Origin of the sequence: Streptomyces sp. NPDC007901, assembly GCF_042959465.1 — a bacterium.
In the GTDB taxonomy this organism is placed as follows: Bacteria; Actinomycetota; Actinomycetes; order Streptomycetales; family Streptomycetaceae; genus Streptomyces.
Window position 1 is genome coordinate 249,573 of record NZ_JBIBKW010000002.1, and the last position, 14,499, is coordinate 264,071.

General features: G+C 69.9%; 15 protein-coding genes. 11 read left to right on the plus strand and 4 right to left on the minus strand.

Translation table 11 applies throughout. From position 1 onward, the window contains the following. Positions 1–5 precede the first annotated feature (5 nt). Complete coding sequence (locus ACFZDK_RS06875) at positions 6–1,196, minus strand: helix-turn-helix domain-containing protein (RefSeq protein ID WP_390970486.1); 1,191 nt, start codon at positions 1,194–1,196, stop codon at positions 6–8. Between the two features lie 299 nt (positions 1,197–1,495). On the opposite strand from ACFZDK_RS06875, the gene ACFZDK_RS06880 reads away from it, so the two are divergent. The 5 genes from ACFZDK_RS06880 (at position 1,496) to ACFZDK_RS06900 (ending at position 5,613) form a co-directional block, all read left to right on the plus strand. Continuing rightward, a complete protein-coding gene (locus ACFZDK_RS06880) occupies positions 1,496–1,942 on the plus strand; it encodes an ATP-binding protein (protein ID WP_390970488.1) in 447 nt (148 codons plus the stop codon). Positions 1,943–2,240: 298 nt separating this feature from the next. Then, the gene (gene tgmA, locus ACFZDK_RS06885; protein WP_390970490.1) at positions 2,241–2,498 is read left to right on the plus strand and encodes a putative ATP-grasp-modified RiPP; all 258 of its coding nucleotides are present in this window, start codon (positions 2,241–2,243) and stop codon (positions 2,496–2,498) included. Positions 2,499–2,503: 5 nt separating this feature from the next. Next, positions 2,504–3,466: an ATP-grasp ribosomal peptide maturase gene (gene tgmB / locus ACFZDK_RS06890; protein WP_390970491.1), complete on the plus strand. Its 963-nt coding sequence runs from the start codon at positions 2,504–2,506 to the stop codon at positions 3,464–3,466. Beyond that, entirely contained in the window at positions 3,463–4,671 is a 1,209-nt protein-coding gene (gene tgmC / locus ACFZDK_RS06895; RefSeq protein ID WP_390970493.1) for an ATP-grasp peptide maturase system methyltransferase, read from the plus strand. Before tgmB ends, tgmC begins: the two co-directional genes overlap by 4 nt. Positions 4,672–4,797: 126 nt before the next feature. Further along, positions 4,798–5,613 carry an SAM-dependent methyltransferase gene (locus tag ACFZDK_RS06900; protein WP_390970495.1) on the plus strand — a complete coding sequence of 272 codons (816 nt, stop codon included), beginning with the start codon at positions 4,798–4,800 and terminating at the stop codon, positions 5,611–5,613. Positions 5,614–5,681: 68 nt separating this feature from the next. Here the strand turns inward: ACFZDK_RS06900 and ACFZDK_RS06905 are convergent, their stop codons facing one another. Then, complete coding sequence (locus tag ACFZDK_RS06905) at positions 5,682–6,656, minus strand: ScbA/BarX family gamma-butyrolactone biosynthesis protein (RefSeq protein ID WP_390970497.1); 975 nt, start codon at positions 6,654–6,656, stop codon at positions 5,682–5,684. Positions 6,657–6,789: 133 nt separating this feature from the next. Between ACFZDK_RS06905 and ACFZDK_RS06910 the strand changes: the two genes are divergently transcribed. Further along, complete coding sequence (locus tag ACFZDK_RS06910; RefSeq protein ID WP_390970499.1) at positions 6,790–7,419, plus strand: ScbR family autoregulator-binding transcription factor; 630 nt, start codon at positions 6,790–6,792, stop codon at positions 7,417–7,419. Between the two features lie 100 nt (positions 7,420–7,519). Continuing rightward, entirely contained in the window at positions 7,520–8,251 is a 732-nt protein-coding gene (locus ACFZDK_RS06915) for a glucose 1-dehydrogenase (RefSeq protein ID WP_390971584.1), read from the plus strand. On the opposite strand, the gene ACFZDK_RS06920 is transcribed toward ACFZDK_RS06915, so the two are convergent. Beyond that, entirely contained in the window at positions 8,191–8,946 is a 756-nt protein-coding gene (locus tag ACFZDK_RS06920; protein WP_390970501.1) for a TetR family transcriptional regulator, read from the minus strand. The two genes, ACFZDK_RS06915 and ACFZDK_RS06920, sit on opposite strands and share 61 nt — an antisense overlap. Before the next feature lie 164 nt (positions 8,947–9,110). Here ACFZDK_RS06920 and ACFZDK_RS06925 point away from each other — a divergent pair, with 164 nt between their 5' ends. The 4 genes from ACFZDK_RS06925 (at position 9,111) to ACFZDK_RS06940 (ending at position 13,167) form a co-directional block, all read left to right on the plus strand. Continuing rightward, positions 9,111–9,956, plus strand: a complete 846-nt coding sequence (locus ACFZDK_RS06925) for a BTAD domain-containing putative transcriptional regulator (protein WP_390970503.1) — start codon at positions 9,111–9,113, stop codon at positions 9,954–9,956. 250 nt (positions 9,957–10,206) lie between these two features. Further along, a complete protein-coding gene (locus ACFZDK_RS06930) occupies positions 10,207–10,329 on the plus strand; it encodes a hypothetical protein (RefSeq protein WP_390970505.1) in 123 nt (40 codons plus the stop codon). After that, entirely contained in the window at positions 10,326–11,180 is an 855-nt protein-coding gene (locus ACFZDK_RS06935; RefSeq protein ID WP_390970507.1) for a shikimate dehydrogenase, read from the plus strand. The genes ACFZDK_RS06930 and ACFZDK_RS06935 overlap by 4 nt, the downstream gene beginning before the upstream one ends. Positions 11,181–11,235: 55 nt before the next feature. Further along, a complete protein-coding gene (locus ACFZDK_RS06940) occupies positions 11,236–13,167 on the plus strand; it encodes a helix-turn-helix domain-containing protein (RefSeq protein WP_390970509.1) in 1,932 nt (643 codons plus the stop codon). Between the two features lie 57 nt (positions 13,168–13,224). On the opposite strand, the gene ACFZDK_RS06945 is transcribed toward ACFZDK_RS06940, so the two are convergent. After that, positions 13,225–14,451: a transposase gene (locus ACFZDK_RS06945; RefSeq protein WP_390970511.1), complete on the minus strand. Its 1,227-nt coding sequence runs from the start codon at positions 14,449–14,451 to the stop codon at positions 13,225–13,227. Between the last annotated feature and the right edge of the window lie 48 nt (positions 14,452–14,499).

The following is a 14,499-nucleotide window of genomic DNA, read 5'->3' on the forward strand; positions in this document are numbered from 1 at the left end:
ACCTCCTACAGGTAGACGCCGTGCAATTGCTCATCGAAGTCCCGCACCACCTTGGGCGGTGCGCTGGTCGTGAGAGTACGGCGCATGGCGCGGGCCCGCTCCACGATCCGCCCCGACCGGTACTTGAGGCCGGTGTTCAGCGCGCGGGAGGCGAGGGTGAACGCAGCCTCGACGCGTCCTGAGGAGAGGTGGCCGGAGGCGATGTCGAGCACCAGCAGCGCGCGCTGTTTCTCGTGGCCGGTGGCAAGTGCCTCCGCGTCCTCGGAGAGGACCCAGTCGGCGAGGCCGAGCCGTGCGCCGCAGGCTACTCGGGCGGCGGCGACCTTCGTTTCGGTGAAGGTGAACACCCATGGCCATGGCGGCGGTTCCTGCCCGTCCAGGGTGGTGACAGCAGCCCGTGACGATGTCAGCGATCGTTCGGCACGGCGTCGGTCTCCGGCAGCCGCATGCGCCAAAGCCTCGACGCTGGAGAGCCAGGCGTCCGCAATGGCGGGGCGCCGGTCGCCGAGCGCGCGGCGGGCCTTCGCCGCGAGGTTCAGGGCCTGGATGCCGTTACCCGCGTGGGCCTCGAACTGGGCCAGGCTGCCGGCCTGGTAGGCCGTCAGTAGCGGATTGCCGGCAGCCTTGGCGGCCTTGATGGCGGAGCCGTACCAAGTGCGTGCGCTGCCGTTGTCGCCCATGTCCCACGCGAGCCAGCCGGCGAGACTTGCTGCCTCGCTGCCGACGGCCGCCAGGCGGAGACGTTGCTTGGGGTCCGCGTCTCGGGTGATGCTCTGAATCAGGCGCACATGGGCGCGTACGGACTCTTCCAGGTCCCGGGAGGGGGTTGAGCCGTCGAGCCGTCTGTAGGCGGACGTGCTGAGGCGGAGGGCTGCCACCTGCCCGCTGGTGGTGTCGGCTGCGTCGGTGAGTGCGGCCAGAGCGGGGGTTGTGGCCACGGCCACGGCTCCGCCGAGGAAGCGGCGTCGGTCCACGTCGTCAGACCCGTCCTTCGCGTGGGGCTGGGGGTGACTGTCGGCGAGTCCGACGAGTGTCGGCGGGATCTCCAGGTGCGCGGCAGCCGCCGCCAGGATGTCGGTGCTGTAGGCCGAGGTTCCCTTCTTCTCCAGACGGGACACGGCGGACTGGCTCATGCCCAGGGCTTGCCCCAGGGCGGTCTGCGTGATCCGCCACTCGCTGCGGACGAGTTCGATCACTCGCCCGTAATTCCCGGCCCGGGATGCTTCTTGGACCGGCCTTGTCTGGAAATCCACGACCTACCCCCACGCTACGAGTCTTCATAGCACCGCGCGCCTACCCGTACCCGCTGAGCGCATATCCGCATGCGAGTGCCGCATGTGCGATGGTCCCACCTCACACAGTGATCGTTGACTGGTGACAGCACAACGACCCGCTCCGCAGCGGGAGTTCGGGCAATTGTGCGATGGCGGTAATCCCCCGCATTCCTCCGCCGGGGACGGACCGTCCCCCCCGCCCCCGGACCAAGGCGTGAACCATGACGATGACGGCGCCCAAGCCCCGCCCCAAGGGGCGCCCCGGCTACAGCGAAACCCACCCCCGCATCGAAGCGACGGCGCCCCTGGCCCGTGGCCTGGTCTGCACCGCCTGCGCCATATGGGGTCTCCCGCCCGAGGTGACCGAGGCTGCGGCCGTAGTGATGGCCGAACTCGTCGCCAACGCGGTACGTCACGCTTCGGGCCCGTCAGTGCGGGTCACCGTCGACCGGCTCGACGACGATCGTGTGCGCTTGGCGGTCGTCGACTGCGCTCCCTACCGGCTTCCGGACCTGCGTACCCCGGAGGACGAAGAGCAGAGCGGGCGCGGGCTGGTTCTCGTCGAGGCCATGAGTGATCGATGGGGCTACGACCGGCTCGGCCCCGCACGCCGCCCGTGGGGCAAACGCTGCTGGGCCGAACTCTCTGTGAAACAGGTAGCTCTGTGATCCTCGACGGCTTGGACGTAGACCTGGAGGAGGAGCCGACCTGGCCATCGCCCCCGCACCGACGAGTCCGGATCGCATGGAGACAGGCAGCGGCTCAGCTCCTCTTCGTCATCGCGGTCACTGCTTTCGTATGTGCCCTGCTTTCCTGCGGCGCCGGCTGGTGATCTCCGGCGGCCGTACGACCCGTGTCCCCTCAACGAGAGCCCGACCTACACCCCGGCCCGGGGCATCGCCCTGTCAGGCAAGGCGAACCTTGGCAGGGCGCACGCCGATGGATCACACAAAGGAGAGACGACACATGACAGCGGCAGATCAGCTCGCTCCAGCCCGCCCGTGGGGTGCCGACCGCCTCGCCCCGTATCCGATCACCGTGAGCATGCCGTTCACGTCGGTCACGATCGACCCGGCGACGCAGACCGGTGTGCTCCGCGATGGTCACGGGTGTGTGGTGGAGATGGGTAAGCACGGCACCAGCTCCGCAACTTCGACGACTACCGTCACCAATCTGGACTCGCGCAACGACCAGGGGTCCGACCAGGACTCACAACAGGACTGACACTCATGGCCGAGATCGACAGGGCCGTCCTCGTGGCCACCGAACCCTTCGACCTGACCGCCGACCTGGTGATCACCGAACTCAACCGCAAGGGCGTTCCGGTGGTCCGCTTCAACCCTGCTGACATCGGTAGGAATCTGACGGTCTCGGCTCAGTTCGGTGCCTGCTCGACCCTTGGGGTCGGGCAGCTCCGCACCACGTCGAGAACTGCCGACCTGGAGCACATCAGAGCGGTGTACTGGCGCCGCCCCATCTGGCCCTCTTTCGGGAATCTGGCGGCGGATGATGCCCGATTCGCCGCCGCTCAGGTCCGTTTCGGGCTCGGCGGCATCCTCTATGCCCTCGACGGCCCTCTGTGGTTGAACCACCCTCTGAGGGATGCAGCGGCTGATTACAAGCCCGCCCAACTCGCCCTGGCCCGGCGCCTGGGCCTTAAGGTTCCGCCAACTCTCGTCACGAACGACCCTGATGCCGCAAGGAATTTCATCCACGAACACGGTCAAGTGATCTACAAGACGCTGCGATGGACACCGTACGAGCGAGACGGGATCGGGCTCACCTCGTGGGCGGAGCCGGTCTCCGCCGATCAGATCACCGAAGCCGTGCGTGTCACCCCGCACTTGTTTCAAGCCCGTGTGGACAAAACGGCGGATCTGCGGGTTCTCCTCGTCGGCGAGCGAGTGTTCGCCGTACGGATCGACTCCGGTCTGCTGGACTGGCGCAAGGACTACAGCGCACTCACGTACCACGTGGTAGACCTGCCCGACTGCCTGACGAGGACTCTGCGCGCCTACCTCGACCACTACGGCCTCACTTCCGGCAGCTTCGACCTTGCCATCGACCGAGTCGGCGAACCGCACTGGCTGGAGCTGAACCCCAACGGCCAGTGGGGTTGGTTGGAGGAGAACACCGGGCTGCCCATGGCCGCCGCGTTCGCCGACCTGCTCACCCGAGGAGAACCCCGATGACCTACACCGCACCACAGCGGCGTGCCCTCGCGGACCGGCTCCAGTCGGCGGGCGTCCTCACAACCCCCGCATGGCGGGCTGCGGTCGAGGCCACACCGCGTGAACTGTTCCTCAATCCGGGCGTGTTCCTGCCCGTCGAAGACGGACTCTGGCGCCCCGTGACTGCACTCGGTACCGACCCCGCCGAGTGGGTCGAGATCGCCTACAGCGACCAGTCCCTGGCCACTCAGCTCGACGGACACCTGACCGCCGACCAGACCGGTGAACCGGTCCGCGGCACACCCACCTCATCTTCGACCACGCCCGTGACGGTGGTCGACATGATCGAACACCTCGGCGTTGACGACGGGCATACGGTGCTGGAGATCGGCACAGGTACGGGCTACTCGACCGCCCTTATGTGTCACCGGCTCGGCGAGGACAACGTCACCACGATCGAGGTGGACCCGCAGGTCGCGGCCCGCGCGGATGCTGCTCTCGAAGGGGCTGGGTTCTCCACGTGGACTGTGACCGGTGACGGTCTTCTCGGCCACCCTGGCAGGGCACCGTACGACCGAGTGATTGCCACTTGTGCCGTACGCCGCATCCCGTACACGTGGGTACGTCAGACACGGCCAGGCGGGACCATCCTCGCCACCGTCGGCTCATGGGCGTACGGGACCGGCCTCGCTAAGGTCACTGTCAACGAAGCTGGTTCAGCTGAAGGGCGCATTATCGGCCGGTCGTCGTTCATGCACGCTCGCGCACAGGCCGTTGTACCTCTGGCCGGGGATCTGTCGGCCCGCACCGCCTACGCCGACACCGAGCGGGAGGCGAAGGTGCCGCCGACGTTGCTGAACGACTGGATGCCTGCCTTCCTCGCCCAGCTTGCCGCCCCGCGGGCACAGTTCGTGAAGGCAACCAGCACAGACGGAGCGCTGTCGCTGTACCTGTTCGACGCAGACCGCGAGTCGTTCGCCGCTTTCACCGAGGGCGCCTCCGGCTGGACGGTCCGCCAAGGAGGCCCCGTGTCCCTCTGGGACGACATCGAAGGGGCTCTGACGGCGTGGCAGGACGCCGGACAGCCCGACATCAGCGCGGTACGCGTTCACATCACTGAGCGGGCGCACACGTACTGGATCGGAGGGCAGCGGATCACCACTCCGGGGGGTGAGAAGTGGATCGGGGACAAGCCGATACTGCGGTGGGAACACCCCGTTCGCTGACCAACGACCGCGCGTAGCTGTCGCAACCAGTCGGAAGGAAGTCATGAACTGGTAAGCACGAAGGGGGAGTTCGATCGTAGGCTGTGCCGCGAACGCTCCCCGCCCCGGCTGAAGGACGTACGACTCATGACCGACCCTGTGCCGATGACCGAGTCGGCTGAGCGGCAGAAGATCGACACGACGGTGCCGCACTCGGCGCGGATCTGGAACTACTGGCTCGGGGGCAAGGACAACTACGCCGTCGACCAGGCGGCTGGGGATGCGTACACCGAGGTGTTTCCGGGGATCGTGACGATCGCCCGGTCCAGCCGTGCGTTCCTGCGGCGGAATATCGCGTATCTCGTCTCCGAGGCGGGGGTGCGGCAGTTCCTGGATGTGGGGACGGGGCTTCCGACGGCGCAGAACACGCATGAGGTCGCTCAGGGGCTCGCGCCTGAGGCGCGGATCGTCTATGTCGACAACGATCCGATGGTGTTGGCGCACGCCCGTACCCTGCTCTACTCCAGTAAGGAGGGGGCGACCGCCTACGTCGACGCGAACGTGACGGATCCGGAGCGGATTCTCGCCGTGGCCGCCGAGACGTTGGACTTCGGGCGTCCTACCGCGCTCATTCTCAGCAACATCCTGGGGCACGTCGCTGACCACGATCAGGCTCGTTCCATCGTCTCGCGGCTGGTGGAGGCCCTGCCCTCGGGTAGTTACCTGTCCATCAACGACGGGTCGCGTGGGATCGACCCTGTCTTCGAGCAGGCTCAGGACGCCTACAACAGCAGTGGGGCCGTTCCGTACAACCTGCGCTCCGTTGAGGAGATCAGCGCGTTCTTCGAGGGGCTGGAGCTGGTTGAACCCGGTGTGGTGTCGGTGACGGAGTGGCGTGTGGAGGGCGGGGCGGGTGTGCCGGAGGTTGTTGCTGAGCACGGTGGGCTGGCGCGGAAGCTGTAGGGGCGGGGGTGGTGTGGTGCCCAGCCGTTTGGCCGACGTGATGGTGTTGGCCAAACGGCTAGGTGGGTTTACCAGGCCTGGCAGGTGGCCGGTGTCGGGTTGGTGGTGAGGTGTGGGGGGTTGAGGGGGGTGGTGGGGGAGTTGAAGGTCACGGTGGTGGAGAAGACTTCGTGGCCGTTCTGGGTGCCGGTTACCAGGAGGCGGGAAGTGTGCTGGTCGTCGGGTGACTTGGGGGTGACGTCGATCCAGCAGGGGGCGTCGAACTCGACGTAGCGGAGGAAGCTGGTGTCGAGGGCGGTGAGTTGGGCGTGGCCCGGGGCGGAGGCGTGTGCGGCCTGGACCACGGCCTCGAGGAGCACGATGCCCGGCACGTGGTCGTGGGCGTGGTCGAAGAGTACGGAGTTCGTGGTGTCCGTGCGCAGTTGGTAGTGGTGCGGCTTGGACGTGCACGCGATGACGACGTCACCCGGGTGGCTGCGGTCGACCACGGTGGGGGGCACGGGCCGGGCCGGCGGGAGTGCCGCGGCGAAGGCCTGCTGCGCGTCGGAGTATTCCTTGCGCAGGCGGTTGTAGATGGCCGGCGGGTGGGTGACGTATTTGATCTCGGCGGAGCCGAGGGGTTCGCCGTCGCACGTGGCCTCGATGTGGGCGGTGAGGCGGACCGAGCCGAGCCGGCGGCGGGTGACGTCGCTGTGCCTCACGCGCAGTTGGACGTCGGCGGGTGTCTCGCGCTTGCGGAAGGCCGCCGGTGTGAAGGTGTAGCGGGCGGATTCCCAGCCGAGACGGTGGTCCAGGGATATGTCCTGGGTCGCGTGCGAGAGCACCGCCAGTGCCTGCCGGACGGTCTCGACGAAGAGCAGCGGGCTGGTGACTCCGCTGCGGAGCGTGTAGAAAGCGTGTGAGCGCGGCCAGCCGAGATGGACGACATCGGTCTGCGGGGAGTCCTCGTGCCAGTCACGCACGAAGACCTCTCCGGGGCTCGACTTGCGGGCGAACCGCTGCAGATCGCTGGTGAGTAAATCGGTGTGCGGGTTGCTGGGCATTGCGTCCTCCCCCTTGGGACGTCGGCGTGCAGAGAAGCTCGTCAGCAGGAGTTGGAGTCGATCAGCTGCTTGAATGAGCCACGAGTAAAAATAAAGGTTGTTCTTTTCTTTGTCGAGGGACGGGTGGGGAGTCATGGCAGGTCGAGTGATCAGGCAGGAGCGGGCCGTCCAGACGAGGGCGACGCTGCTGCGGGCTGCCGCGGAGGTGTTCGCGGAGTCCGGCTATGCCGGATCGAACGTGTCGGCGATCGCGGAACGGGCCGGTCTCACGCTGGGCGCCCTGTACTTCCACTTCCGGAACAAGGGGCATCTCGCCCGCGAGATCGTGCTCTCCCAACCGGACCTCGTGGTGCCCCCGCACCCTTCCACGGGCCTGCAGCACGCCGTCGACGTCACCCTCACCTGGGCGTACCAGCTGCTCGACAACCCGGTGCTGCTCGCCGGGGCGCGGCTGGTGATGGAGCAGGAGCAGTTCGTCGAGCCTTCGGAGAACTCCCACCAGCAGTGGACGCGCGTGATCTCCAGCGATCTGCACGAGGCGAAACGGCGGCGCGAGCTGCGCGCGGGGGTCGATGTGGACGCGCTGGCCCGGCTGGTGGTCAACGCGTGTACGGGCGCACAGATGCACTCCCACCTGGAGACCAGACGCCGGGACCTGCCGGACCGGGTGGAGGAGATGTGGCAGTGCCTGCTCCCGGCTGTCGCGGTGCCGAGCGCCGTCAAGAGCCTGCAGTTCGGCGCATCCCGCGCGAAAAGCGCGTGACGGACCGGTTGTCGACCGGTTGTTGTACGTGATCAACGAGAAAGTGCGAGGGGAAAACGTGGTGGAGTCCGCGCAGGGTCTGCTCCAGGGCAAGGTCGTCATGGTCACCGGAGCGTCCAGCGGTATCGGGGAGGCGGCGGCCCGGCTGTTCGCCGCCCAGGGAGCGGCGGTGGCCGTGATGGCGCGGCGGGAGGACAGGCTGCTCGCGTTGAAGAAGGACATCGAGGGGGCTGGTGGCAGTGTCCTGGTGGCCGCCGGGGACGTGACGTCGCCGGCGGACGTGGAACGGGCCGTGACGGCGGCGGTCGCGACGTACGGCGGGCTCGACGCGGCCTTCAACAACGCGGGTTGGGGGAGTGCCGGTACCCCGCTGCACGAGACGGACGACGCCGTCTTCGAGCAGATCATGGACGTGAACGTGCGGGGGGTGTGGAACTGCCTCAAGCAGCAGATTCCGGCCATGCTGCGGCAGGGGGGCGGGGCGATCGTCAACACGTCCAGTACGGCGGGGTCGTTCGCGACCGGTGCCCTCGCCCCCTACGTGGCGGCCAAGCATGCGGTGCTCGGTCTGACCAGGGCCGCGGCCGCCGAGTACGGAGACCGGGGCATCCGTGTCAACGCTCTGATGGTGGGCAGCACCCGTACCGAGCTGATGGAGACGGCGATGGAGCAGTTTCCCCAGTTGGAGCAGGCCGCTGTCGCCCGGGCCATCCAGCACCGTCTGGCCGATCCGAAGGAGGTGGCTCAGGCGGCGCTCTGGCTCTGCAGCGATCAGGCTTCGTTCGTCACGGGGGCCGGGGTGCCCGTGGACGGAGGCTGCAGCGCCGTGTGAGAGGCGGGTTGGAGTGGCGGGTGGGGCGTGTGGGGCCGCGGCGGTCGTCCGTCGCCGCAGCCGGGCGGGGCTGCCTGAGGCAGGATCTGGCGCCAGACGCGGGCCAGCAGGGCCGAGTTGTCCTGCTCGCTGTCGGGGTCGGGGCTGTCGCGGCGGGGGAGGGTCGCCTCGGTTCCGCAGACCAGCAGGACCGCCAGGACCGTGAGTGCCGCCGAGTCCGTCACCGGGAATGCCCCGGGAGATGCCCCCGGAACTGTGTCCGCAGACACCTCCGCAGACGCCCCCGCGTCGGGCGTCCCTCGTAGGCGTTCGTGGATCAGCGGTGTCCAGACGCCCCGCCAGCTGTGCCGGGCGTCGGCGGCCTCGCGGTCCAGCCGTGCGGCGGCGCGTACCGAGGGGTTCTTCTGGAGGAGTTCGACCAGGCCGAGCGTGAGCGATACGACGCACTGGACCGGAGGGTCGCGGCGGGCGCGGGTGCGGGCCACGAGGGCGCGGGTCGCGGCGCAGCCCTCTTCCCTGACGGCCGTCGACAACTCCTGCTTGGAGGGGAAGTGGAAGGTCAGTGCCCCGAGCGAGATGCCCGCGGCCCGCGCGATGCCGCCGAGTGACGCTCCCGCGTAACCGAGGCGGTCGAACTCCTCCGCAGCCGCCGTCAGCAAGGCGCGACGGGTGCGACTGGCCCTCTCCTGCTTCATCGTCCCCTCTTCCTCGGAGCTGCTCAGACGCGTTGCCACTGGTGGCGACCACCCCGTCAGATTAGCCCTGTTCATGGGCTCCGTAAGGCCCAGAAAGAAAAAAATGACTATGTTATTCTTCGTTGAGTCGGCAATCGTCGAGTCGACGAAGGGGGACTGACGACATGGACCTGAGGGTGCTCGGAGGACTGGCGGCGCACGAGGGGGGAGTGCCGATCTCGCCGTCCGGGGCGCTGCCCAGACAGGTGCTCGCCCTGCTGGCGGCATCCGCCGACCGCGTCGTCCCCACCTGCGCGATCGCCGAGGAGCTGTGGCCGCAGGGGGCGCCCGCGCACGCCGAACAGGCGATGGAGTCGCATGTTCGTCAGCTGCGTGCCGACATCGGTGCGGCGCTGCGGGCGGCGGGCAGTTGCCGGTCGGCCGAGGACGTGCTGGTCCGGGTGCCCGGTGCGTACCGACTGGACACCGTCGGGGGCTCCAGTGATGCCCGGGCGTTCGAGCGGACCGCCGGGGCGGGCTACCGGGCGCTGGAGGCAGGGGACCTGCGCCTGGCCGGCCTTCGGCTGCGTGAGGCACTGGACCTGTGGACGGCCGCCCCGTTCACCGGAGTCGCCCAGGGACCGCATCTGCGCTCACATGCCGCCGTACTCACCGACTCCTGGCAGCGCGCCGTGGACCGGTGGATCGAGGCGGACTTCCGGCTCGGACGCTGGCGTGAACTCTGCGCCGAACTCGCCGGGGTGCTCACCCGGTTCCACTCACCGGCGCCGCTGTACGCCCAGCTGAAGGCCGATCTCGACCTCAACGGCCAGGACCCCGAGGTGATCAGGCGGTATCTGCGCCGACGCCGGGGCGCCCCGGCGCTCACTGCCCGCCGGCTCGTACAGGGCAGGGAAGGGCTGGGCAGGGAAGGGGCGGGCAGGGAGGCGCTGGGGACGGCGACGCGCGGTGGCGACCGGGTCCGCGGTGTCGCGGCCGTGCACGGGATCCCGCGGCTCCAGCGAATCTGACGGGCGGGGGAGAACCCGCTACGGCGGCTCCGCCCGCGCGACTTGACGGACTGGCCGTCTACCTGACGAGCTGTCCGGCGCACGCTGGCGGGAGCCGCGCGCGGCACACCAGCATGGGGAACCGGCGGCGGTGCGGGCGGTCGGGGAGACCCGGCCGTGCAGGCGGTCATGGTGACCCGGCCGTGCAGGTCGTGCCGTGCGGCTTCTCCCCTTCTCCCCTCCCGGTTCGCGACAAGGAGCCCTGAGTCCCGTGCCCCAGCAGGCGACCAGCACCCCGCCCCCCGGCTCCGGCCGGACCCGCACCCCGCAGAACGGGAACGCGGCGGACGCGGCGGACACGACACCGGCCGGCCCGCGGAGGACCGGACGGTGACCACGGCAAGGAAGGCCGCGGTCCTCGGCTCCCCGATCGCGCACTCGCTGTCCCCGGTACTGCACTCCACCGCCTACCGCGAACTGGGCCTGGACGACTGGACGTACGAGCGCCACGACGTGGACGAGCGCGGTCTGGAGGCGTTCCTCGACACCGTGGACCACGGGTGGGCGGGGCTGTCGCTGACCATGCCGTTGAAGCGGGCGGTGCTGCCGCTGCTGGACTCGGTGACCGAGGTCGCGGAGTCGGTGCGGTCGGTCAACACCGTGTTTCTCACGCCCGCGGGCAGAAAGGTGGGGATCAACACCGACATCCCCGGCATCACCGCGGCGCTGCGCGAGCGCGGTGTCGAGCATGTCGAGCGGGCCGTGGTGCTCGGCGGTGGAGCGACCGCGGCCTCCGCGCTGGCCGCGTTGGCGCGCATGGGGGCGCGGGAGGTCACCGGTTACGTGCGCAGCGCGGCCAGGGCGGAGGAGATGCGGGAGTGGGGTGGCCGGCTGGGACTGGAGGTGCGTACGGCCGCGTGGAGCAGGGCCGCGGAGGGGCTGGGCGCACCGCTCGTCGTCGCCACCACGCCGGCCCATGTCACCGACGCCCTGGCGGAGGCGGTACCCGAGCGGCCGGGCGTGCTCTTCGACGTGCTGTACAACCCCTGGCCGACCCGGCTCGCCCACCGCTGGCGGGCCCGCGGCGGCACGCTCGTGGGCGGCCTCGATCTGCTGATCCATCAAGCGGCGCTGCAGGTTGAGGTGATGACGGGACGCTCCCCGGCACCGCTGCGCGCCATGCGTGCCGCGGCCGAACGCGCCCTCCGAGCCCTCGTCGCCCGCGAGGGAAAGACGATTGACTAGCCGATCTTGCACTGTCTAGGTTCGACGGAGCCGCACAGCCGACGGGGGGCAGGGCATGGTGGACGAAGCAGACATACATCGCCCCGATCTCCTCACCGTCCTCAGGCTCCTCGCCGAGGAGGCGCCGCTGGAGAGCTACGAGGAGCTCCTGCTGCGCGCGGGCCAGGAGTGCTCCGCCGTCGAGCGGCTCCGCCTCGAACAGGCCGTCAGACTGGCCTACGTCATCCACGCGTCCCAGGACCGGCGGCGGCAGCGCGAGGACGGGCTCGCCGAACTCGTCGACACCGCACGCGACATGACCCAGCCGCATGACCTGGGCGAGCTGCTGCACGTCATCACCCGGCGGGTCAAACGGATCGTCAACGCGGACCTCGCCTGCATCGGCCTGCGCGAGGACGACGGCAGTCTGAGCCTGCACGCCCCCGAGGGCGCGACCACGGCCGTCGTGCCGGGGATGCGGCTGGACGGCGGACCGGGGCACCAGGCCATCGCCATGGGCGCCCCGCTGTGGACCGCCGACTACCTGCGCGACACCGGCCTGGAGCACTGCCCGCACGCCGACGAGTTCGTGCGCGCCGAGGGCATCAAGTCGCTGCTCGCCGTGCCCCTGATCCATGGCGACAGCGCGCTGGGCGTCCTGTTCTGCGCCACCCGCAGTGTGCGGCGCCTCACCCCCGAGGAGATCGGCCTGGTGTGCTCGCTGGCCGCGCTCGGGGCGGTGGCGATCGAACGCGCGGAGCGGCTGCAGGACGCCAGGAGCGAGGTGAGCGAACTCGAACTGGACGGCTTCCGCGCCCGCACCACCCTGGCCCGGCTGGAGCAGCTCGGGGACGCGCAGAGCCGCATGATGAGCCTGCTGCTGTCCGGGGCGGATCTCGACACCGTGGCCCAGGCCGCCGCCGACGCGCTGGACAGCACCCTGCAGTTGCGCGATCCCGCCGGCCGGGTCATGACGGCCACCGCCGACATGCCCGACCTGGACGACGCCGCGGTGGCCCGGACGTCCTGGGACGCCCACGCGCGGCGCACCTCCGTGGTGCACGGCGAGGGCACCTGGGTCACGCCGGTGGTGGCCGGCGCCGAGAACCTCGGGTTCGTCGTGCTGCGTCCCACCACGGCGCTGGTGGGGGAGGACCAGCAGGTGCTGCGCCTCGTCACCCAGACCTTCGCACTCCAGCTGCTCCTGCAACGCGGTACGGCGGTGACCCAGGCGCCGGTCCACGACGCCCTCTTCAACGCGCTGCTCGCCCTGCCGTCCCGGGACGGGCAGCAGGCGCGCCACCTCGAACAACGCCTGAGCGACATCGGCCTGGACCTGACCGGGCCGCACGTCCTGCTGGCGGTACGCCCCGAGGGGGGCGGTTACGGCCGCGCCATCGTGTGGGCCTCCTCCTACGCGGACGCGCACGCCGGTCTCAAGACCGTCCAGGACGGCTGCGTCATGCTGCTGCTGCCGGGCACGGACGCGTCGGCGATCGCGCGCTCCGTGGGCGCCGAACTGGCGGCGGTGCTGGGCCATCCCGTGACCGTGGGCGCGGCGGGACCCGGCCGGGATCCGGGCGACGTGGCCCGGCTGCACGCGGAGGCGCTGCGCTGCCTGGAGGCCCTGACCACGCTCGACGCCGCCGGGAGCACCGCGGCCCTCGGAGACCTCGGTTTCATGGGGCTGCTGCTGTCCGAGACACACGACGTGAGCGGCTTCATCGACACCACCATCGGGCCGGTGCTCGACTACGACCGCAAGAACGCCACCGGCCTCACCGAGACACTGGAGGCCTACTTCGCCACGGGCGCCAGCCCGAGCAAGGCCGCCGAGACGCTCCACGTCCACCCCAACACCGTCTCCCGCCGCCTGGAACGCATCAGTGCGCTGCTGGGCTCCGGGTGGCAGCAGCCCGACCGCGTCCTGGACGTCCAACTGGCCCTCAGAACACACCGGATGAGGTCGGTCCTGCGCCTCGGTGCGCCGGACGCCGCCCGCTCCTGAGACATCGGCGGCGGGCCGTCGTACCGGTCACCCTGCCGCAGGGGCCACGCCGGGGCCTCATCCGGAGGCGCCCAGGGCGATCGCCGTGTGGGCCACGGAGGCCAGGGTCATGTGGCGGTGCCAGCCGTTGAAGGAGCGCCCCACGAAGTCCCGCAGTCCGGCCCGGTCGCCGATGCGCTCGACATCCTCCTCCACCCGGTCGTTCAGCTTGGTGATCCGCAGCAGGGAGCCGACCGGCAGATGCGTCATGCCGGTGACCCACAGCCGGGAGGGAGGCTGGGCCGGGTTGGTCCACTCGCCGAGCAGGAGCAGACGCTGGGACCTGGCCCCGGCGGGCCCCGGCAGCGCCACGGGCACGGCCGCGGCCAGGGTCGTGCGCAGGGTGTTGCCGTGCGCCGCGTCCCGCCAGGCGACCGGGGTCCGCGCGCTCCTGACCAGTTCGAGTATCCGCTGGGCGGGCAGTGAACCGGCCCGGTAGCCGGGCAGCACCGGGTCGGCGACGGCCGTCCGGAACGAGGGGCTGATCCGCGCGACGAAGTGCACCCCGCCCGCGGCCAGCCGGCCGGTCGCGGCCGGGATCCCGCCGCGCCGCAGGTCGAGCAGGACCGGCCGCCGCGGGATGTTCCACCGCCGCACCATCTGCAGGACGGCGGACACGGCGCACTCCTCCGTGTTCTCCGCCCCGAGCCCGTCGGGCACTTCGGCCTGCTCACGCCGCTCCGGGTCGTTGATCCACGGTTCCGGAAGGACCATCCGCCAGTTGACGGGCGCACTCAGCTCGGGGGAGGCGAGCCAGACGCCGAGCGCCTGCTGGCCGCGGAAGACCTGGCCCAGATGGGGCGCGAAGTGCCGGTCCACGCCCACCGAGTGCTTGCCCGCCTTGGGTATGTGGATGGGCCGTATCACCCACGCCTGCGGTGCCGCGGTGTGTTCGAGGTAGTCGGCCAGGGCGGTGCGCAGCGGCCGCCAGTCCCAGGCGGAGGTGGAGATGAAGTGGTGCAGGCTCTGCTCCACGGCCGCGCCGCCCAGATGGGCCGCGATGTTGCGGATGGACTTGCGGCCGGGTGTGGCCAGCAGACCGCGCAGGTACTGCTCCGCGCGCAGCCGGCGGTCCCTCCGGCTCAGCAGGGAGAACAGGACGGTGCACAGCTCGGCGACGATGTCGTCCGAGACGTCGGAGACGTCGGAGACGTAGGACACGTCGGTACCCGAGGGGACGCCGTCCTGGTGAGGCAGCGTCAGTGTGTCGGCAGAGTCGGCTGATTCGAGGATGAAGGTGTTCACGATGCTCCAGCCGTGTGGGGCGGCACTGTCGGGGTTGCCTGTTCACGA

Bases quoted from the DNA above. Each gene is read 5' to 3' on its own strand.
- tgmC (WP_390970493.1), top strand. From the start codon at position 3,463: ATGACCTACACCGCACCACAGCGGCGTGCCCTCGCGGACCGGCTCCAG.
- ACFZDK_RS06920 (WP_390970501.1), bottom strand. From the start codon at position 8,946: ATGAAGCAGGAGAGGGCCAGTCGCACCCGTCGCGCCTTGCTGACGGCG.
- ACFZDK_RS06910 (WP_390970499.1), top strand. From the start codon at position 6,790: ATGGCAGGTCGAGTGATCAGGCAGGAGCGGGCCGTCCAGACGAGGGCG.
- ACFZDK_RS06900 (WP_390970495.1), top strand. From the start codon at position 4,798: ATGACCGACCCTGTGCCGATGACCGAGTCGGCTGAGCGGCAGAAGATC.
- tgmB (WP_390970491.1), top strand. From the start codon at position 2,504: ATGGCCGAGATCGACAGGGCCGTCCTCGTGGCCACCGAACCCTTCGAC.
- ACFZDK_RS06940 (WP_390970509.1), top strand. From the start codon at position 11,236: ATGGTGGACGAAGCAGACATACATCGCCCCGATCTCCTCACCGTCCTC.
- ACFZDK_RS06880 (WP_390970488.1), top strand. From the start codon at position 1,496: ATGACGATGACGGCGCCCAAGCCCCGCCCCAAGGGGCGCCCCGGCTAC.
- ACFZDK_RS06915 (WP_390971584.1), top strand. From the start codon at position 7,520: ATGGTCACCGGAGCGTCCAGCGGTATCGGGGAGGCGGCGGCCCGGCTG.
- tgmA (WP_390970490.1), top strand. From the start codon at position 2,241: ATGACAGCGGCAGATCAGCTCGCTCCAGCCCGCCCGTGGGGTGCCGAC.
- ACFZDK_RS06925 (WP_390970503.1), top strand. From the start codon at position 9,111: ATGGACCTGAGGGTGCTCGGAGGACTGGCGGCGCACGAGGGGGGAGTG.
- ACFZDK_RS06905 (WP_390970497.1), bottom strand. From the start codon at position 6,656: ATGCCCAGCAACCCGCACACCGATTTACTCACCAGCGATCTGCAGCGG.